The sequence below is a fragment of the Micromonospora kangleipakensis genome (assembly GCF_004217615.1).
Lineage (GTDB): Bacteria > Actinomycetota > Actinomycetes > Mycobacteriales > Micromonosporaceae > Micromonospora > Micromonospora kangleipakensis.
Genome location: NZ_SHLD01000001.1, coordinates 4,728,249 through 4,746,209, shown reverse-complemented (window position 1 = coordinate 4,746,209; position 17,961 = coordinate 4,728,249). Strand labels below are relative to the sequence as shown.

Below are 17,961 nucleotides of genomic sequence, written 5' to 3'. Positions count from 1 at the left end.
AGCCGAGGTCTGGGCCGTCACCGGGCCGTCTGGCCGTCACCGGGCCGTCAAACGCCGACCAAGGACGACCGACGACGACCGGCAGCACTCGAAGAAGCAGCAGGCCAGCCGCCATGTGACAGCGGCTGGCCTGGTGGGCGACGGACGAGCCGACCTGTACGCCGGAGTCTGTGAAGGCGTGCCTGGTGGCCCGTTCCGCGTGCCGGGTCGGCGCGCCTCGCGCGGCACTTCTTTCGCAACTCGGTTACGGCGGAGCGCATGGAGGCTGCCATCCGAGTACCGTCGATTGTGGCGGCCCGCCGGAGTAGCGGCCGGCGGCCCGCCGCCCAGACCGCTACCTGGGAGACGACGATGACCGACCCCACGACCTTTGGTGCGCGTCTTCGCGCCCACCGCGAACGTGCAGGGAAAACGCGTCCAGTTCTCGGTGGACTCGTCGGCCGCAGCGCCGAATGGGTCAAAGCCCTGGAGAATGGCCGTCTCCTCCCGCCCCGCCTACCTATGCTGCTCCGCCTGGCCGATGTGCTCGACATCTCCGACCTGGCGGAGCTGACCGGCGATCAGTCCCTGCCGGTGGCATCGGTAACCCGCGCTGGCCACCCCGATGTCGACAACGTCGCCGCCGCCATGCAGCGCACTGCCGTGCCGGCCGGCGATCCGACGCCCGTCGACGTGCTGCGCGGCCTGGTCGACCAGGCGTGGGCGCTGTGGCACCGGTCGACCGTCGAGCGTACGGCGGTCGCCGCGGTGCTTCCCGGGCTGCTGGCTGATGCGCAACGCAGCGCCCGCAGGCTGGACGGCCTGGCCCGCCGGCAGGCGCTGGTCGAGTTGGCGCGCGTCTACCACCTTGCGCAGTTGTACATGGCCCATCAGCCGTATTCGGAGTTGGTGTGGCTCGCCGCTGACCGGGCGATGCTCGCCGCTCAGGACGCAGACGACCCCGCTGTCATCGCCGTAGCCGCCTGGTACTACGCCCACGTCTACCGCGGAGCGAACCAGGTCGACGCCGCCGAGCAGGTGCTCGTCGACGCCGCGGGCCTGGTTGACCCGGCTGCGGGTGGTGAGCAGTTGGCGCGGTGGGGGCAGGCGCAGCTCGGCATCGCGCTCGGGCACAGCAAGGCCGGGCGGGCCGGGAAGGCATGGCGCGCGTGGGACGCCGCCGAGGAGGCGGCGAGCCGGCTCGGCAGCGGGTACGCCCACCCCTGGCTGATGTTCGGGCCAGCCGCCTGCGCGGCGTACGCGGTCACCATCGAGACGGACCTGTGTCGAGCTGGTGAGGCCGTCCGGCGGGCCGACACAGCTGACTATCGGGCGCTGCCGTCGCACACCCGTCGGGCTGGCGCCCTGATCGAGGCCGCTCGGGCGCACATGCTGCACCGAGGCGAGGTCGCGGTGGTGCATCTGCTCGGACGGGCGCTGCGAGAGAGCGTGGACACGGTGCGGCACCATCCGTACGCCCGCACGTTCGCTCTGGAGCTGTCGAACCGGCCGGGCACGGTCGGGGAGGACGCGCGGGAGCTCGCTCTCGCGATTGGGGTGATGGGGTAGCGCTCCCTCGGGTACAAACTCTCCCCGCCGCCGCCCGTGACCGCTCGTAACGTCCAGGTCACTGGCGGCGGCGGGGCTCTTTCATGCCCGACACCCGATAGGACCTGACGAGACTTCGCCGCCGCCTCCCGACGCTCGACGAGGAGGCGGAACCTGTGGCGATCTGGTCCGAGCTGTGCAAGCTGGTGCGGTGGCTGGTCCAGCGGCCGGAGCCGCCGCCACCGCCGGGCACCGGGCAGCGGTACCAGGCGAGCGAGCAGGCGGAGGCGCAGCGGCGACTGCTCGACCAGGCGGAGCGGTTGCGGGAAACGCAGTGGTACCGCGAGCCGACGCAGATAGTGCCGACTATGCCGGTGACGCTGGGCCAGCGCACCGGCTACGGGACGAGGGGCCACGGGTGAGCCGAGTGGGGGCCGGCTCTCATGGCATGTCGGCTCCAGACAGGCAGCGCGTCTCGTACGACGAATATCTGCTCGCGACCGCCCTGACCCTCGCCCGACGGCACCGGCCGGTCTGGTCCTGGCAGAGCTGGCGGCGAATCTGCCGATGCGGTGTTGAACTGCCCTGCCATACCCGGCACCGGATCCCGATCAACCGTGGTCACTGGCCGGACGGAGAAGCCGAGTGAGCGACTATCAGGAGCAGGCGATTCTCGCGGTACACGTCCGTGGGCTCGACGGGATGTGCGTCGGTTGCCGAGTGTGGTGGTCGCGGCTGGTGCCGTACCGATGCTGGCAGGTGGATTGGGCAACCAGGCGGCAGGCCTGGACGATCACCACTCGGTTCCTGGCTGGTGAGCGGTGACCACCCACAGCCCGGTCATGCCGATCTGGAGCTGCGGAGGCTGCGACCTTCCGTGGCCCTGCTCGACTCGGAGGCGCGAGCTGCGGGCGGAGTATGCGGACGCTCCAGTGTCGCTGGCCCTCTACCTCGGCTCCTACCTCGTCAAAGCCGCCGAGGACATGCCCTGGACGTCGGCTGGCGCGTTGCACCGCCGCTTCCTCGGGTGGACCAGGGAGGACGAGCGGTCGAAGCCGGCAGCACAGCAGCGAACTACAGCAATCGCGCCAGCCGACCCAGACCGAGACGACCCTCCGCAGGCCGGATGACCTCGGACGACACCGGATCCGACGGCCTCGCCGAGAGTTCACACCCAAGATGTCATCGCTCCGAATTCCGGTCCGGCCCATGTAGGCAGAGGCGGGGCGTCTCACACCCGAGAACTGGTCCAACTGCTCACTGCGTGGCGGTTGATCGCACCGGGCCGCAGAGCCGCCGAGGCGCCCTGGGGCAGGGACGTTGGCTTCGGCCGGTCATTCGGGGCCCGCGAGCGCTTCGCTTCGGCACGGGCCGCAGTTGTGCGCCGGGGATCCCCGGTGGCGGGGGCAGTGCCGGTCGACGGAGCGCCTCGGGCGCCGGCGCGCGCGTGGTTCTTTAATGGTTAAGGACGGTTTGTAGGAAGCGTGCTTCCGGCCGTTTGGTAGCACACTTCCTGTCGTTGGGAAGTCTGCTTCCGGCCGTTCCCGTTGCGGGGGGCAGCCAGCTTCCGCCTTCTCGGATGACGACCGGAAGTCTGCTTCCGGCTGTTCAGGGGAACCCCGGAAGCCTGCTTCCGACCGTTCCGCCTCAACCGCAATCTCGGGTGTTGGGGCAGTTGGCACGGTGCGGCGCCGCTCGATTGCCAGATCCCAGACGATCGGGCGCCGGTCGAGCGGGACGAAGGCGGTGTGCCGCTGGTCGCCACGGCGGATCAAGCCGCGGCGTTGCAGTTCGGCCAGGTCGTTGCGGACCGACCGCACCGACTTGCGGGCGTAATGGGCGAGGCGTTCCTGGGACGGGTGGGCACCGCGTCCGTCGCTGTGGGCGTGGTTAGCAAGGCCGAGTAGGACGGCCAGGCACGATGGCGGCACGTCGGGGGCGTCGTGGAGCGCCCACACGATCGCTTCCAAGCTCATGCGTTTCTCCTTGCGAACGGCAGGGATGAATGGGCGAGGCAGGGGCTGGCTGCCCGCAACGGTGAGGCGATCACCGAGGGCGTGCGCGGTTGGCGCGTACGGCGAGGTCGCCTCGGTGGATGGCGGCGGCGAGGGTCTGCTCGGCACGTCGGCGACGCATCCGGATCACCGGCGCGGACACGTCAAGCTCGGCGGCGAGGTGATCGACGAGGGTTCCACCGAGGCGGGTGGCGCCGATCAGTTCGGCCTGCTCGGCGGTGATGACGCCGGCGGTGACGGCGCGCGCCAGGACCAGGTCCGGGTGCCCGTACGGGAAGCGTGGGGTGCGGGAGCCGACCGGCAGATCGTGGGGGAGTTCCAGCGTGGTTTCCGTGCGGCGTGCGGCGTGGCCTGTACGCCACGCGGTCCAGCACAGGCGCAGCCATACGCGCGGTCCCTTGAGGTCGTCGCCGCGCAGGGCCTGCAGGAACCCGGCGACGACCTCGGAGCCGATGTCGTCGGCCTGCTTGGCAAAGCCGTGCGCCAGCCGGGAGGCGATGAGGGTCAGTCCGGGCACGGCCACCCCGACAGCGCCGACCACCCACGCCGGGCCGTCGGCGCGGGCGTGGGCGGACAGGATCCGCCACACCGCGTCCGACACACCGGTGTCGACCCCGCCGACCAGCAGGTCGCGGACGGTGTCGAGGGTCAGGCGACGCCGGGGCAGCCCCGGCACGTCACGGCCGTCGAGCTGCAACGGGTCCGGACCGCGGACCAGCAGGGCGAAAGCCCGGTCGGCGGCGGCGATGGCGGAGATGGGCATGTGCGCTCCTCGGCTCGATCGGTTCGAGGCCGCCCATTCCAGTGCCACCTGCTGACAGGACGGATCGCTGTCAGATGCGGTCAGGCAGCGACATGTTCCGCCGCCGGGGCTGTCAGGCCCTGTCGGGCGGCCCCCGGGTTCGGCGGGCCTGACCTGCGCCGTCTGCCTGTTGGTCAGTACGTCACCGGTCCAGGGGCACACGCCCATGACCGACCGCCGCCCGTCACCCCGTCCGACCGGTCACCTGGTGCCCGTGCAACCGCCCGTGCCGATCACCGTGTGGCACCTGCCGACCGACACCGAGCTGGTGTCGGCTCCGCTCGCCCAGCGCCTGATCGCCAACTTCACCCACCGCCGCGACCTGATCCTCGACGGCACCAACAGCGCACACCTCCAGCGAGCCGCGCACCTGGCGGGCCGCCGGATCCGGCGCCGTCTCGCGAGCCACGAGCGGGCCGCGCTGATCGTCATGCAGTGGCCGCGGCAGTCCGCGGCGGGGTGGCTGCGCACGCACACCGACCGGCTGCGTCGCGCCGGTTGTCTTGTCGTCGCCCTCGCCAGCGGCGACGCCATGATGCATCCGCGCGTCATCAGCGCCGCCCGGGCGAGGGGACTCACCTACGTGCAGCACCTCGTCGCTGTCGAAGCCCCGGCCACCGACCGGATGAGGGTGCATGCCGACGTCCTGGTCTTCCACGGAAGGGCCGACGGGTGAACCGCAGCCCGGAATGCCAGCCTGCCTGCCTGATCGCCGCGGCCGATGATGTTCGGCCGCGCCGCCGCCCCACTCCCGACGACGCTGACCCCACCTCGCCGCGCAAGCCATCATCGCCAGTGCGCGAGGCCCGCTCTGCGAGACGTCGGGGTGGGCGCAGGCCTGTCAGGTCTGACGGAGTCGCAGTGAACTGCCTTCCGGTAGGCCCTGTCAGGCACCGGCCGTAGCGTTCGCGGCACATCGCATCTTTCTCCGACGCCCGCCGGCGCCCAGCCGCTTCTCAGGCCCACCTACCCAGGTCGGCCCGTGACAGCAGACCGCCGCCCCGGCGTCCGCAACTCCCAGGCGCAGCCCGCGGCTCGGGACGTCGCCGCACGTGGACGTCCGACGAGCCGGCCGGCACTGGTGGACATCACCACCGCCCGCCGGCACCGCTGACGACATTCACACCAGCTGCCAGCACGCCGTGCGGGCGCATCCGCCTGCCCTCGGCGCTGCCCGCGCCCCACCCCAACTGCCTGCCGCAATCCAGCGACGTGCGCGAGGCAGCTGGACTGGGAGCAGCTTCAGTACATCGCCGGACAGCTGTGGCCCCTCACCGACGACGACGGCGAATCGGCCTACCTCAAGAAGATGGCCCGCGAACGGAGCCTGCGGCACCTGTTCGACGAAGCCGACACGCAAGCAGCCATCCGCGGCACCGCCTGGGCCGGCTACCAGGCCATCACCGAGTGGCTTGACCACGAGCAACCCGCCCGCAGCGCCCACCACCGCGCCCACAAGGTCCTCTCCGACGGCGCCGCCGCGGCGATCAAACGGCGCGCCTTCACGCTCCTGTCCGCCTGAACGCCCACCCACAAAGGGGTGAGCCGGTTTCCGGCTCGCCCCTTCCTGCTACCGGAAGGAACCACCGTGACCGAACACCACCCCGACCTGCCCGCGGAGATCGCCACCGCGCCACCCCCCGTGCTCACCCTCGACGGCCACACCGCCGTCATCGGCGACGTCCGCTTCATCTGGCGCGACCACTGCAGCTACTGCCGCCGCCAGTTCACCATGGCCACCAATGGCGGCCGGATCACCGCCGGCATCGCCGTCGACGGGCGGCGGGGACCGCACTGGTACCAGCGGTGGCAGCCCGCCGCAGCCCCTGAGCCGCCGCCGCACTGCCCCAACCCCCGCTGCCGCCGCCCCGCCCCCTTCGCCGCGAACCCGCGCAGCCACATCGCCCGACACGTCGACACCGAAACCATGACCTACCGGTACGGCGACCCGTCACCCGTCTACAGCAGCCACCAGCTGCTGCGCCAGGTGTGGGACGTCATCCGCGCGACCTACCCGGAACTCGCCGCCCAGGCCGACATCGCCGACCGGCGTCGCCTCGGCATCCGCTGACCGCGCCGTCGCCGCACCCCGCGACCCGCACCGGCCCGCCCTCGTGGCGGGCCGCTTCTCGTTTCCCCGGGCCCGGGACGCCAGCCCCACAGCACGCGTCCCGGGCCTTTCCAGAGGAAGGAACACAGTGTCCACCATCGCCATGGCTGGCCTTGCCGCCGCCCTCGGTTTCCTACTCGGCGCAGCGACCACGCGGCCCGCACTGCGCCGGCTGCGCCGCGAGCTCGCCGCCGCCGTCCAGCAGGCCCACCACGACCCGCTCACCGGACTGCCCAACCGCACCGGCGCCACCCGACTGTTCATCCGGTTCGCCGAGGCCGGGCGCAGCCTGACCGTGACGCTGATCGACCTCAACGACTTCAAAGCCGTCAACGACACCTACGGTCACGACGCCGGCGACGCCCTCCTCGTCGCTGCCGCCGACCGCCTGTCGCACACCGCGGCGCATCACGGCGGCGTCGCCGCCCGCCTCGCCGGCGACGAATTCCTGCTGCTCCTGCCCGCCGACGACCACGACCACCTCCATCCGCCCGCCGCCGCGCTCGTCGCCCTCACGCCCCCGATCACCGTCACCGGCGCCGACGGCACCCGCGCCACCCTCACCCCGCACGCCAGCGCCGGCGTCACCTACTTCAACGGCCTCGACGGCACCCTCGCCGGCCACCTGCGTCAAGCCGACATCGCCCTCTACCACGCCAAGCAGCGCCGCGACCACATCGCCAACTACCACCCCGGAATGCACATGCCCCCGCCGATACAACGTCGCCGACGGCTACGCGACCACCAGGCCCACCGGACGGTGACCCGACGGCAGGTGCAGTCTTGAACCCCACCGCCTGCCAGGTCTGCCGCCAACTGCTCAACCGGTACACCGACCTGGCCACGGGGGAGTGGGCATGGCGGCACCCCGCCGCCGCCGGTCGGCCCGACCACGACCCGCAGCCCGTCCCCGCCGACACCGTCGCCGCCGAGTACCGCTGCGACTTCTGCTCAGACCCGAAAGTCATCTACGTCCACCGCACCCGCAACGTCGACGCCCACTTCATCGCCGACGACCACCACCAGGTCCACCGCTACGGCACCGACTGGGCGGCGTGCATCACCTGCTCCATGCTCGTCGAGGCGCGCGACGCCGAGGGTCTCGCCACCCGCGCCCAAGCCGCCATCGGCGCCGACCTCACCGGCGACGCCCGGCATGCTCTACGCCAGCTGCAAGCCACCATCGTCGACAGCCTGCAAGCCGGTCGAACCCTCACCTCCGTGGGGGAGTGGCAGCAGATGCCCGTGGCCGCGACGCGGCTGCCGAAAGTCCGCGACCGGCTTACCGCCCTGCTCCGGGGGCCGGACCAGATCGACCTGCTCCCGGCCGAGCCGCGACAGGCCGTCGCCGACGGATTGGACGGCGCCCGCCTCTACTGGGTCGACCCCGAATTCACCGACCTGACCCGCCACGCCACAGCGGCACTGCCCGACACCCCGTTCGAGTCCACGGACCTGCCCGCACCCCACGGCTTGCTCGCCTGGGCGCTGCCACTGGAGACCATGGCCGCCCTCAGCTGGACCAGTACGACCAACGGTGTCGTCGCCGTCGGATACCGCGCTGTCGGCGCCGGCCTGCAAGGACCGGACCTGCAACGCCTCCGCGAACACGTGGGCTGGCTCATCCCCACGTGGTGCACACAAATCCCCGACGGATCGATCCTCGCACCCACCAACCCCGCCCAACCGCTCAACGCGACGCTCCTACTCATCGCCCAGCAACTGGCCCAGACCTCCCACGCTCCCGTCGACGATCGCATCCGCAAGGCCTATCGCCGGCAGAGCCGGCATGAGCCCGAGGTGCGCCTGATCCAGTTCCGGGGCAGCCGAGGGGCATCGCGCTCCGACGGAAACGGCGGGCAACCCACCGGCGAAGGCGTCAGCCGGGAGTACCGGTGGTGGGTGCGTGGACACTGGCGCCGGCAACCTTACGGGCCAGGTCGGAGCCAGCGCCGGCTGATCTACATCAACCCTCAACTGCGCGGTCCGCAGGACAAGCCGATCAAGGCCACCACCACCGTGCGGGTCATCAGGCACCACCAAGGTTGACGGCCTGGGCGGTGGCAGCTCCTCACTGCCACCGCCCAGCGGGCGAACAGGGGCACGGGACTGCCCCCGGTCGTCGTTGCGGCACGTGTCGCCCAACGTGGCGCGGATGCCGATGACCGAGATTCCGCCCCCGCACGTGGTCGGACGAACAGTGGGAATGGGTCAAGCTCGGTTGCGACGCTCGCGGCATGGACGAGAAGTGGAACGTGTTCGTGCCCGAGCTCGGCCGGGAACCAGACGTGGGGCAGGTCTGCTTGTGGCCCGTGGGGCGGTACCTGTGGAATCGGCTGGCGTCGGAGCGCGACGTGGTGATGAGGTACCGGAGTGACGTGGGAGAAGGGCCGTCGGCGGAACAGGAAGCAGACCGCCCACGGGCGGCCGACGTGGATGCTGGCGCCGGGTCCGCCGCTGGTGCGGCCTTACCGCGGCGACGTGCTGGTGTCGGCGTCGGTCGGACCGGCCGGCGACCTCGTCGCGCTGTGGGCTAATGCGGCCGACAACGCGGCGCTGCGGTCGGTCGGTCACCACCCAACCGGGCTGGGCGACATTCCCTGACCCGACCAGCGACCGTCCCGTAACGGTGCGGGCGAGCAGGCAGGCCGGCGACAGCGTCCACGTCACGCCGTTGCCGGGGCTGGCGGCGGCCCACCCATCGGTGCAGCCCCTGCCGCACGGACGGGTGCTGGTGGTCGGAGCCCGGTGCCGGTGGCGCCCGGACGACCCGGACCGCAACGCGGTGATCTACGACAGCGAGGGACACATCGAGGCCCGGGCAACCCTCGGCGACGGCATCGAGCACGTCTTCACCACCACCTCCGGTGAGGTGTGGGTGGGGTACTTCGATGAGGGCGTGTACGGCAACTACGGCTGGGGTGACCGGGACGCCCCTCCGCCGATCGGCAACATGGGCCTGATCCGCTTCTCACCCGAGCTGCAGCCAGCGTGGCGCTTTCCGTCCCATGTGGACAACACCTTCGGCGCGATTAGCGACTGTTACGCCCTCAACGTCACCGACGATGCGGTCTGGACCTGCTACTACACCGACTTCCCGATCGTGAGGGTCCAAGGTGGGGAGGTCACCGGGTGGCGCAACCCGATCGACGGAGCCAGAGCCTTGGCTGTCAGCCACACCCGGATCGGATTGCTCGGCGGGTACGGGCCGGACCAGGACCGGTTCGTCGTCGGGGAACTGGACGGCGACGCGCTGCGCGTCGCCGGCGAGTACCGGCTCGTCCTGCCCGACGGCGGCCCGCTTCCGGCCCGTGTGACGGCTGTCGGCCGCGGGCCGGTGCTGCACCTGGTCACCGACGAGCACTGGTACCAGCTGCACCTGGAGGACGTCCCCACCAGGTGAATATGGGTCAGCCGGTCGGCTCCGGCGGCGGGTCGGGGAGCACGTCGGCGATCCGGTCGCGGTCGTAAGGGACTGGCATGGCGGCTATTCGAACCCTGCGGCCTTCGTCAAGCCAGCCTTCAATGGTAGGCGCTAATTCTCGTGGAGCTATGCGAGCCACCCATGTCCCGCACATGGTGTGCAGTGAGTTCCCCCCGCTTTGATGGAACGGTGGTTACCTGCTGCCGGCTGGTGCAGGGGTAGTGATAGTTGGTTCGGCTGGTTCCTTCTGGCGGGCGTGCCAGGCGGTTTCGTGCTCGTCGGGGCTGAGGTAGCCCAGTTCCTTTTGGATGCGGCGGGTGTTGTACCAGCCGTCGATGTAGGCGAAGATCGCGTTCTCGGCCTCGTCGCGGGTGCGCCAGCTCGTGCGGTAGACGAGTTCGATCTTCAGCGTCGACCAGAAGTTCTCCATGAGCGCGTTGTCGTACGAGTCGCCGACGGAGCCCATCGAGGGCAGGATTCCGTTGTCCTGCAAGCGTTCAGCGAAGCGGAAGGACGTGTAGTTGGACCCCCTGTCGCTGTGGTGGATCAACTGGCCGTCGCGGACGTCGCGGGACCAGATGCCGTATTCGAGTGCGGCGAGGATGAGGTCGGTGTCGCAGCGGTCGGAGGTCTTCCATCCGACGATCCGGCGGGAGAAGGCGTCGCGGACCGCTGCCAGCCAGAACACGCCTTCGCCGCATGGGATGCGGGTGGCGTCGGCGACCCAGAGCCGGTGCGGCCCGGTTGCGGTGAACTGACGGTTGACCAGATCCGGCGCCGGCGTCGCCCGCGGGTCCTGCTTCGTGGAGCCGCCGCGCCAGCCTCGGCGCAGGAACGCACCCTGCCAGCCCTGCTGCGCCATCAGCCGCTCCACCCGCTTGCGGCCCACGCGGATGCCGTCGCGGCGTAGCTGCCGGTGCACCCGGTCCGTAGGTGTGCCCCGACGCGGTCCAGATCTCGTGAATGTTGGACAGCAACCCCAGGTCGACTACGTCACGGTCGCAGGGCTGTTCGACCTGCTTGACCCACGCGTAGTAGGTCGAGGCGCCGACGTTGAGGACCCGTAGCAGGAGCGCGACCGCGAACTGGTCACGGTGTTCATAAATGAACGTCATGACCGCCGCCGGGTCGGGTCGAGCTCCGCCGCGAAATACGCGCTCGCCGCTTTCAGGATCTCGTTCGCCCGCCGCAGCTCGGCGACTTCTTTGCGCAGCCGGCGGTTCTCCTCGGCCATCTCGCTGGTGGGCCGGTCGTGACGCTCGCCCGCGTCGGCCTCGGCCTGCCTGATCCAGTTCCGCAACGCCTCGTGATGCACGCCGAGCTGCTCGGCCAGGCGCCGGATCACGGGCTTCGGGTCCGACTCGCGATACAAGCGCACAGCGCGCTGGCGTAGCTCGTCGGGGTACTTCTTCGGTGCTGCCACGGACGACTTCCTCCCCATGGCCATCAGACCATGATCGAGAAGCTCCATGAAAGCGGGGGTGGCTCACTTGCGGCCGCGTTCGGAGCGCTTTGTTTCATAGCCAACCTGACGCTCAGCACTGGCCGGATGCGCCTGATCGCGCTCGTTTGGGTAGTCGTCGTGCCACTGTGGATTCAACGCTACCGCCAGCACCGCAACGCGCGACGACGTCGGTAGTTCGGCTGCCAACGTCCACACGAGGACTACAGCAACCCGCTTCGACCGACGTGCGACGCCGCGCTGATCTGCCGCGACCCGCGCGTGCTCGCCGACCGAGGCGATCACGCTCGGTAGATAGCCTCTGAGTCGAGCGGGCATCCTGAACTGCCGATGTGAGGGCGTTCGCCGCGCGGTACTGAGGGAGGCGCGATGGTCCGAGACTGCGGTCACCGCTCGTCCGCTATGCCGCCTCTGGCCAATCGGACACGATGACCAGAGGGACAGACTCCGGCGACCGGTATTCGTCATCCGAAAGGTACTCGATGTGCTGATGCCGGTGAACCCCGCGATCCTCAGCGCTTTTCGGCTTGCTCAGCCACACCGTCGAGGGCGTCCCAAAGGATGTCGAGATACCGATGACCGCCGGAAAGATGCAGCGTTGCTTCGCCTCGAAGGCTGACGGTCAGCGGTCCTGCTGTCCGCTCCTGAACGACAACTCCGCCCGAAACCTGAGCTTCCACCCGCTCCCAAGGCTCGCGGAGCAGCCGGGCAAGGGCACGAAGAGCAGCCGGCGGTCCGGCAAGCTCTAGTTCGCCGTCACACGTCGAAAGACGGCACAGCCGGTAATCGTTCACTGGCGCAGTCTTCCTCATGGCCGGGACACGCCCTCGCCTGCAACCGAGAACGAACCGAAGCATCCTCACATGCCGCGAACCGCGCGCTACGGGGTGTTACGGCAAGCGAATCGCGTCGGCGGCGGGTCGTGCCGATGTGCGGAAGACCGTCATTCTCGATGGCGACGTTCGTAGGCGCGGATCACTCGAAGCGTGGGATCCGCGCTCTCTGGTGTACACAGCCGATCGGTCAGAAGGAAATCAGGCAAGGTGAACCCGGCTGCATGCTCGTGCTCGGCCAGCACGAACGTTCCGCCCCGCCTCTCAGGCTGCCATCCATGCTTCAGCGCGTAGCTGATGACGGCTCGAACGTCGGCCGATGCCGGATAGGCGCCGTCGGTCGCGCATGCTCCCCACGGTGCCGGCCAGGCGACCGACAGCAGATCCGCCTGGAGTGCCTGGCTCGTCCTTCCAGCGCCCCAGACCCGCAAGCGAATGCACCGGTGGCAATCACCGCTGCCCTGCACGTGATGAATCTCCGCGCGCCACACGAAGGTCCGCGCGTCGATTCGCAGCTGCCGCAGTCGAGTCCGCACGTGGGTCACCTCGCGGTCGATCTTTCCGGTCAATGGATGCCAGCCAAGGTACTTGCCCGTGACACGTGCCGCCGATCGGGTCGCCGTGGTGTGCACGCTCATGCCGCGAACAGCGCGCTACGGATAGCGATGGCGGGCCAGGCTGGTCGGCGTCGGCCATGGACCCGCAGCTCCACCGATGGCCAGGCTCTGACGGTGAGTTCGGCAGACCGGCTGTTAAGTCCCGCTGTGATCGGGGCGTTGACGTACTGGCCAGGCATCGTTCACGCGGTGGCGCCGACGCCGGTGGACCTCGGGGTCCTGCCGCCGTTGTTCAACGAGCTGCTCGACGAGTGGCCCTGGTGGGACCGCGCCTGGCGGGTGACCCGGGTGGAGCCCGCCCGTCCGCGTGAGATCGCCCGGGACGAACCGCGTGCCGTTTCGAGGTTCACCGAGGTGACCGTGCCTGGCACGGTCAGCCGCGATGCCGGGGACACGTTGCCGTTGTCCGCGCGGGTCCGGTTCAGCGATGACCGGCTGATCCGATTCCAGGCGAAGGTAGGCGACGTCGTCATCGGGCCGGGATCCGCCGCGGCAGGCGTGCCCGAGCCGCACCCTTTCGGTTCAGTGCTCGCCAGGCTGATGGATCTGCGTGGGATCTCGGTCAAGGAGATGGCCGTACGGTGCGCCCGGTCGATGTCGACGATCAACATGGTGCGTAGCGGTGGCTGGAATCCGCACCAGATCCTGGTCGCGGAACTGGCCGAAGCACTGGAGATGTCCGAGAAAGATCTGCTCGCCATCACCGGGCTTGACGTTCACTCCTGACGCTCCGGATCGCAGGTCAGCGGAGACGCGCCAAGATCAGGTGCGCGGATCTGGTTCCCCTCTAGGTCAAGGGGTCATGGCAGGTTTTGTTCTAGGCTGTTGGGTGGCGGGTCCGGGTTGTGACTTGTCCGAAGAGGCGGCTGTCGGGATCAGGCCGTCCGCGCTGGATTGCAGAGTCGCTCCCGAGTGTCCTCCCGGGCCCGTTTCCCCAGCTCCGCTGGTTCTGGCGTTGTGCAGCATCCGCTTGTAGACGACGTCGGACAGGTGGCGTTTGAGGGCGCGGAGCGCCTCCATCGTTGTTTTGCCTTCGGCGAGGCGGCGCCGGTAGTAGGCGCGGCCGGGCGTGTCGTGGCGTAGTTGGACGACGGCCATGATGTGCAGGACCCGGTTGATGCGCCGGTTGCCGGCGCGGGAGAGCCGGTGGCGGCGCTGGTCGCCGGAGGACGCCTCGAGCGGGGCGGTGCCGTTCCAGGACGCGAAGTGCGCGGCGGTGTGGAACCGGCGGATGTCGCCGATGTCGCCGATCAGGCGGGCTGCCCCGGACGGGCCAATGCCGTGCAGGTCGGTCAGGGTGCTGCCGTGCGCGGTGATGAGTTGACGCAGCTGCTTGTCCGCCGCCCGGATCTTGGCGTCGATCGTGGTCAGTTCCTCGATGAGTTCGCGGGCCAGATCGTGACGGGTCTGGGCGACGATGCCGTCCGGTGGCGGCGCGGTGCGCAGCAGGTAGCTGGCCTGGCCACGGGTGAGGAACTTCTTCGCTCCGCCCGGGATGAGTTCGAGCAGCAGGTGATGGATGCGGCTGACGGTCTCGGTGCGGCCCGGCCGAGTTCGTCGCGGCGCTCAACGAGTAGCCGGATTACGACCGTGACGTCGTCGGGAGTGACGGTGCGCAGGCCGCGGCTGCGCAGGCCGGCGACTGCGACGCTGTGCGCGTCGACCGCGTCGGTCTTGCGGCCCTGGCCGGTGTCGAAGACCCGCACCCGTGCGGACAGCTTGGCCGGTACGTCGAGGACCGTCTCGCCGTCGGCGACCAGCCGCTGGGCGATGTGCCGGCCCCACACCGTTGCAGCCCTCGACCGCCCACACCCGGTCGCTGAACGCGCGGCCGGCCGCCAGCATCTGCCGGTAGCCGTCGCTGTCGGTGCCGAAACGGCCCCGGGTCAGGACTTTTTCCCGATCGTCGATGGCTTCGATCGTGGCCGACCGCTTGTGCGGATCCATCCCGATCATCACGCGACTCATGTGCCGGTTCCTCCCTCACCGTCAGACCGATTGATGTCGACAGGGAGGGCAAAGCTACTTTGAGCTGCACAAACCCCTCTTGAGCCACTCCCCGGACGGTGGCCGGCGGGCGCATGCCAGATGAGAGTCACACCCCGGATCCAGTGGACAGCCGCGAAGAGAGCGAACCCACCAGCTACCTCGACCCAGCCTGGCCGGGCACGGGTCGTAGATCCAATTTAAATAAGTAGCCGCGATCCGAGCGGTTGGCAGAGCTGGGCGGGGAAACAGATTGGGAGCGGCGCTCCGCGCGAGATGCGGGACCTGTCGGCGCATCTCGTCGACGGCTGGCCGCGTACGGGGACTCGAGCCGTTAGGACGGCGAGTTCGCCAAAATGTGCCGTGCCCGGGCTTCGTCGGCCGGCGCGACCAGCACGCGCACTCCCTCTAACTGGAGTGAGCCCAGTTCGCCACCCGCGTCGTCGGCGGTGACCCAGGCGTCGATGCCCTCGCTCTGCAGCAAGCCCGCCACAATGTCGCCCTCGGCGCGGCTCGAGACGCTGGCCACGGGCACCGTCCGGTTGGTCACGAACCGAACCATACTGCGTACGGGGATTGTGATAGTCAGGAACCGCCGTGGCGAGCATCCGCTTCCGGCAATCCGCTCGCCGCGGCGGCTGGGCCGGAGCGGGAAAGTGCCGCCTTGTAGGGCGCTTCGGGGCCCTGGCGGTTTCGTCGTAGGTTTGATCGGGTCGCCTGTCAATCTCTACTGTCGCACCGTGGGTGTGGACTGGAACGCAGAGCTGGTCGACCAACTTGAGTGGCACTGGCAGCATCAGCTTCGGCCACGGCTTGACGGGCTGACCGATGACGAGTACTTCTGGCAGCCGGTCCTGGGCGCCTGGACCCTCAGCCGGCGCGGCCAGAGTTCTGCGCCGTTGTCGGTCGGCGCAGGCGAATTCACCTTGGACTACGCCAGCCCGCCACACGACCGCGCGCCGATCACCACGATCGCCTGGCGGCTGGCGCACCTCATCGACGTGTTCGGACCACCGACCGCACCCCACTTCGATGGCTCGCTTGCCGGTCACCGGGCCGTCGCCTACCCGGGCACCGCCGAGGCAGCACTGCGGCAGCTCGACGACGGGCACGATGCGTGGATCCGCGATGTCCGCCACCTCGGCGCAGCCGGATTAGCTCAGCCGCAAGGCGCCATCTCACCGCCGGAGTACGCGGATGCACCGATGGCGAAGCTCATCCTGCACGTACACCGCGAGGTCATTCACCACGGCGCCGAGATATCCCTGCTGCGGGACCTCTATCTATGGAAAGGCAGCCGAGGTCACCTATGACCGGGTAGTCCTTCCGATCTGGTGCACGCTCATGCCGCTCCGGGCGTGCTGGCGCTCATCGCCGCTGGTGACCCACGGTGATGTATGGCTGCCTTTCCTGCTCCCGCTTCCGGCGTCGTACCTACCGATCAGCTTGTTTTGCGCGCCGCGGTGTCCGCCTTCCTGGGCCGCTACCGCGGCCAGACTCGCGTCCATACCGAGTCCGACCTGCGAATCTTCCTACGCTGGTGCACCGACCATGACCTCGACCCGCTGGCTTCGGCACGGGCAGACGTCGAGCGGTACGTACGCTGGCTGCAGGACGTACGCCGGTACCAGCCCTCGACGGTCTCGCGCCGCCTGTCCGTCGTCGTCGGGTTCTATCGGGTCTGCGTCATCGACGCCATCTTGGACCACTCGCCGGCCGACTACGTCCGCCGGCCGACGGTGCCGGCCGAATCGCCAACCCTCGGCCTGGGTCACCTGCAGTTCGAGGCACTGATCACTACCGCTCGACTGTCGACCAACCCGAACGACTTCGCCCTGGTCGCGCTTCTGGGCCTGCTCGGTCTGCGGATCTTCGAAGCCTGCGGGGCCAGCATCGCCGACCTGGGCGAGGGGAGTTGCCCCCTGGTCCTGGACACTTGAACCTTGGATCGTGATGGTCCGGGGAGATCAGGAGTCCCTGACAGATGGTGAACAAGCACTACCCCGCGGAGTTCAAGGCCGACGCGGTCGCGTTGTACCGGTCTCGGCCTGGGACGACGATCGCGCAGATCGCTGACGATCTCGGCGTCAACCGGGAGACGTTGCGTAGCTGGGTCCGCGCCGATGATCGACGCAGGGGCGCAACGGCCGGGTCGGCGGCCTCCGTGGCGGGCTCGCAGGCGTCCGGTTCGGTGGAGGACGAGAACGCGCAGTTGCGGCGGCGGATCCGGGAGTTGGAAGAGGAGCGGGACATTCTGCGGAAGGCGGCCCGGTATTTCGCCGGGGAGACGCGCTGGTGAACCGCTTCCAGTTCGTCGCCGACCATCAGCAGCGCTATGGCGTGAAGCGGTTGTGTCAGATCATCGGGTTGTCCCGGTCGAGCTACTACTACTGGCGGTCCACGGCGTCGGCCAGGGCGGCACGAGAGGCCACGGATGTCGCTCTCGCGGGCCGGATCCGGGCGGTGCACGCCGAGCACGACGGCACCTACGGGGCACCGAGGATCACTGCTGAGCTGCACGATGCCGGACTGCGGGTCAACCGGAAGCGGGTCGCACGGGTGATGCGGCGCTTCGGCGTGCAGGGTCTACGACTACGCCGCCGCGTCCGCACGACGGTGCCGGACCCGGCCGCGGCGAAGGCACCGGACCTGATCGGCCGTGACTTCACCGCCCCGGCCGTCAACCAGCGCTACGTCGGTGACATCACCTACCTGCCGGTCGGTGACCGCGGCTTCCTCTACCTGGCCACCGTCATCGACCTGCACTCCCGCCGCCTCGCGGGCTGGGCGATCGCCGACCACATGCGCACCGACCTGGTCATCGACGCCCTCCACGCCGCGAAGCGCACCCGGGGCAGCCTCGACGCAGCGATCCTGCACACCGACCACGGAGCCCAATACACATCGAGGGCCTTCGCCGCAGCATGCCGGGCCGCCGGCATTCGGCAGTCGATGAGCGCGGTCGGTAGCTCTGCCGACAACGCCGCCGCCGAATCATTCAACGCCACCTTCAAACGCGAAACCCTCCAAGGCCGCCGCGCCTTCACCGACGAACGCGAAGCACGGCTCACCGCGTTCCGCTGGCTGCACCGCTACAACACCGTCCGACGCCACTCTCGGCTCCGACAGCAATCCCCGATCACCTACGAGAGAAACGCCTGTCAATCCCCTGGAATCGTGGAGGG

General features: G+C 69.4%; 22 protein-coding genes and 2 pseudogenes. 15 read left to right on the top strand and 9 right to left on the bottom strand.

Annotated elements, in window-relative coordinates; translation table 11 throughout:
- The first annotated feature begins 351 nt into the window (after nucleotides 1–351).
- The 3 genes and pseudogenes from EV384_RS22885 to EV384_RS37090 all read left to right on the top strand — a co-directional run bounded on the left by EV384_RS22885 (nucleotide 352) and on the right by EV384_RS37090 (nucleotide 2,352).
- Nucleotides 352–1,548, top strand: coding sequence for a helix-turn-helix domain-containing protein (locus EV384_RS22885; protein WP_130336403.1), 1,197 nt, complete (start codon nucleotides 352–354; stop codon nucleotides 1,546–1,548).
- Nucleotides 1,549–1,703: 155 nt separating this feature from the next.
- A complete protein-coding gene (locus tag EV384_RS22880; RefSeq protein ID WP_130336401.1) occupies nucleotides 1,704–1,949 on the top strand; it encodes a hypothetical protein in 246 nt (81 codons plus the stop codon).
- A gap of 64 nt (nucleotides 1,950–2,013) precedes the next feature.
- A pseudogene (locus EV384_RS37090) lies at nucleotides 2,014–2,352 on the top strand (hypothetical protein).
- Nucleotides 2,353–2,861: 509 nt separating this feature from the next.
- On the opposite strand, the gene EV384_RS37355 reads toward EV384_RS37090, so the two are convergent.
- Both EV384_RS37355 and EV384_RS22860 read right to left on the bottom strand, forming a co-directional pair.
- Entirely contained in the window at nucleotides 2,862–3,503 is a 642-nt protein-coding gene (locus EV384_RS37355; protein WP_423202914.1) for a helix-turn-helix domain-containing protein, read from the bottom strand.
- A gap of 70 nt (nucleotides 3,504–3,573) precedes the next feature.
- Complete coding sequence (locus tag EV384_RS22860) at nucleotides 3,574–4,305, bottom strand: hypothetical protein (protein ID WP_130336394.1); 732 nt, start codon at nucleotides 4,303–4,305, stop codon at nucleotides 3,574–3,576.
- Between the two features lie 265 nt (nucleotides 4,306–4,570).
- Here EV384_RS22860 and EV384_RS22855 point away from each other — a divergent pair, with 265 nt between their 5' ends.
- The 8 genes from EV384_RS22855 (at nucleotide 4,571) to EV384_RS22825 (ending at nucleotide 9,857) form a co-directional block, all read left to right on the top strand.
- The gene (locus EV384_RS22855; protein WP_130336392.1) at nucleotides 4,571–5,020 is read left to right on the top strand and encodes a hypothetical protein; all 450 of its coding nucleotides are present in this window, start codon (nucleotides 4,571–4,573) and stop codon (nucleotides 5,018–5,020) included.
- Between the two features lie 306 nt (nucleotides 5,021–5,326).
- Nucleotides 5,327–5,458: a hypothetical protein gene (locus tag EV384_RS36840; RefSeq protein WP_278045634.1), complete on the top strand. Its 132-nt coding sequence runs from the start codon at nucleotides 5,327–5,329 to the stop codon at nucleotides 5,456–5,458.
- Between the two features lie 15 nt (nucleotides 5,459–5,473).
- Nucleotides 5,474–5,866: a DUF932 domain-containing protein gene (locus EV384_RS22850; RefSeq protein WP_130336390.1), complete on the top strand. Its 393-nt coding sequence runs from the start codon at nucleotides 5,474–5,476 to the stop codon at nucleotides 5,864–5,866.
- Nucleotides 5,867–5,932: 66 nt separating this feature from the next.
- Nucleotides 5,933–6,415: a hypothetical protein gene (locus tag EV384_RS22845; protein WP_130336388.1), complete on the top strand. Its 483-nt coding sequence runs from the start codon at nucleotides 5,933–5,935 to the stop codon at nucleotides 6,413–6,415.
- 127 nt (nucleotides 6,416–6,542) lie between these two features.
- Nucleotides 6,543–7,241 (top strand): GGDEF domain-containing protein, encoded by a 699-nt coding sequence (locus EV384_RS22840; RefSeq protein WP_130336386.1) that lies wholly within the window; start codon nucleotides 6,543–6,545, stop codon nucleotides 7,239–7,241.
- On the top strand, nucleotides 7,238–8,503 hold the full coding sequence (locus tag EV384_RS22835; RefSeq protein ID WP_130336384.1) for an AcrVA2 family anti-CRISPR protein: 1,266 nt from the start codon (nucleotides 7,238–7,240) through the stop codon (nucleotides 8,501–8,503). Before EV384_RS22840 ends, EV384_RS22835 begins: the two co-directional genes overlap by 4 nt.
- 324 nt (nucleotides 8,504–8,827) lie before the next feature.
- The gene (locus tag EV384_RS22830) at nucleotides 8,828–9,058 is read left to right on the top strand and encodes a hypothetical protein (protein ID WP_130336382.1); all 231 of its coding nucleotides are present in this window, start codon (nucleotides 8,828–8,830) and stop codon (nucleotides 9,056–9,058) included.
- A 25-nt stretch (nucleotides 9,059–9,083) separates the two neighbouring features.
- Nucleotides 9,084–9,857, top strand: a complete 774-nt coding sequence (locus EV384_RS22825) for a hypothetical protein (protein ID WP_130336380.1) — start codon at nucleotides 9,084–9,086, stop codon at nucleotides 9,855–9,857.
- 214 nt (nucleotides 9,858–10,071) lie between these two features.
- Here the strand turns inward: EV384_RS22825 and EV384_RS22820 are convergent, their stop codons facing one another.
- The 5 genes from EV384_RS22820 to EV384_RS22800 all read right to left on the bottom strand — a co-directional run bounded on the left by EV384_RS22820 (nucleotide 10,072) and on the right by EV384_RS22800 (nucleotide 12,811).
- Nucleotides 10,072–10,800: an IS3 family transposase gene (locus tag EV384_RS22820; RefSeq protein ID WP_130336379.1), complete on the bottom strand. Its 729-nt coding sequence runs from the start codon at nucleotides 10,798–10,800 to the stop codon at nucleotides 10,072–10,074.
- Between the two features lie 189 nt (nucleotides 10,801–10,989).
- Nucleotides 10,990–11,349, bottom strand: a complete 360-nt coding sequence (locus tag EV384_RS22815) for a transposase (protein ID WP_130330906.1) — start codon at nucleotides 11,347–11,349, stop codon at nucleotides 10,990–10,992.
- Nucleotides 11,350–11,364: 15 nt separating this feature from the next.
- A complete protein-coding gene (locus EV384_RS22810) occupies nucleotides 11,365–11,625 on the bottom strand; it encodes a hypothetical protein (protein ID WP_130336377.1) in 261 nt (86 codons plus the stop codon).
- A 227-nt stretch (nucleotides 11,626–11,852) separates the two neighbouring features.
- Nucleotides 11,853–12,134 carry an Imm32 family immunity protein gene (locus tag EV384_RS22805; RefSeq protein WP_130336375.1) on the bottom strand — a complete coding sequence of 94 codons (282 nt, stop codon included), beginning with the start codon at nucleotides 12,132–12,134 and terminating at the stop codon, nucleotides 11,853–11,855.
- Between the two features lie 149 nt (nucleotides 12,135–12,283).
- A complete protein-coding gene (locus EV384_RS22800; RefSeq protein ID WP_242624217.1) occupies nucleotides 12,284–12,811 on the bottom strand; it encodes an integrase in 528 nt (175 codons plus the stop codon).
- A 93-nt stretch (nucleotides 12,812–12,904) separates the two neighbouring features.
- Between EV384_RS22800 and EV384_RS22795 the strand changes: the two genes are divergently transcribed.
- Nucleotides 12,905–13,516 carry a helix-turn-helix domain-containing protein gene (locus EV384_RS22795; protein ID WP_130336373.1) on the top strand — a complete coding sequence of 204 codons (612 nt, stop codon included), beginning with the start codon at nucleotides 12,905–12,907 and terminating at the stop codon, nucleotides 13,514–13,516.
- Nucleotides 13,517–13,582: 66 nt separating this feature from the next.
- Here EV384_RS22795 and EV384_RS36245 read toward each other — a convergent pair whose 3' ends face one another.
- Both EV384_RS36245 and EV384_RS22785 read right to left on the bottom strand, forming a co-directional pair.
- Nucleotides 13,583–14,032 carry a transposase gene (locus tag EV384_RS36245; protein ID WP_242624518.1) on the bottom strand — a complete coding sequence of 150 codons (450 nt, stop codon included), beginning with the start codon at nucleotides 14,030–14,032 and terminating at the stop codon, nucleotides 13,583–13,585.
- Nucleotides 14,033–15,110: 1,078 nt separating this feature from the next.
- On the bottom strand, nucleotides 15,111–15,326 hold the full coding sequence (locus EV384_RS22785) for a putative signal transducing protein (RefSeq protein ID WP_165440028.1): 216 nt from the start codon (nucleotides 15,324–15,326) through the stop codon (nucleotides 15,111–15,113).
- Between the two features lie 196 nt (nucleotides 15,327–15,522).
- Here EV384_RS22785 and EV384_RS22780 point away from each other — a divergent pair, with 196 nt between their 5' ends.
- The 3 genes and pseudogenes from EV384_RS22780 to EV384_RS22770 form a co-directional block, all read left to right on the top strand.
- Nucleotides 15,523–16,089, top strand: coding sequence for a DinB family protein (locus tag EV384_RS22780; protein ID WP_130340754.1), 567 nt, complete (start codon nucleotides 15,523–15,525; stop codon nucleotides 16,087–16,089).
- Between the two features lie 84 nt (nucleotides 16,090–16,173).
- On the top strand, nucleotides 16,174–16,716 hold the full coding sequence (locus EV384_RS22775; protein ID WP_130336369.1) for a phage integrase N-terminal SAM-like domain-containing protein: 543 nt from the start codon (nucleotides 16,174–16,176) through the stop codon (nucleotides 16,714–16,716).
- A gap of 44 nt (nucleotides 16,717–16,760) precedes the next feature.
- Nucleotides 16,761–17,935 (top strand): annotated as a pseudogene (locus EV384_RS22770) (IS3 family transposase); the annotation flags it as partial.
- Nucleotides 17,936–17,961: the final 26 nt, after the last annotated feature.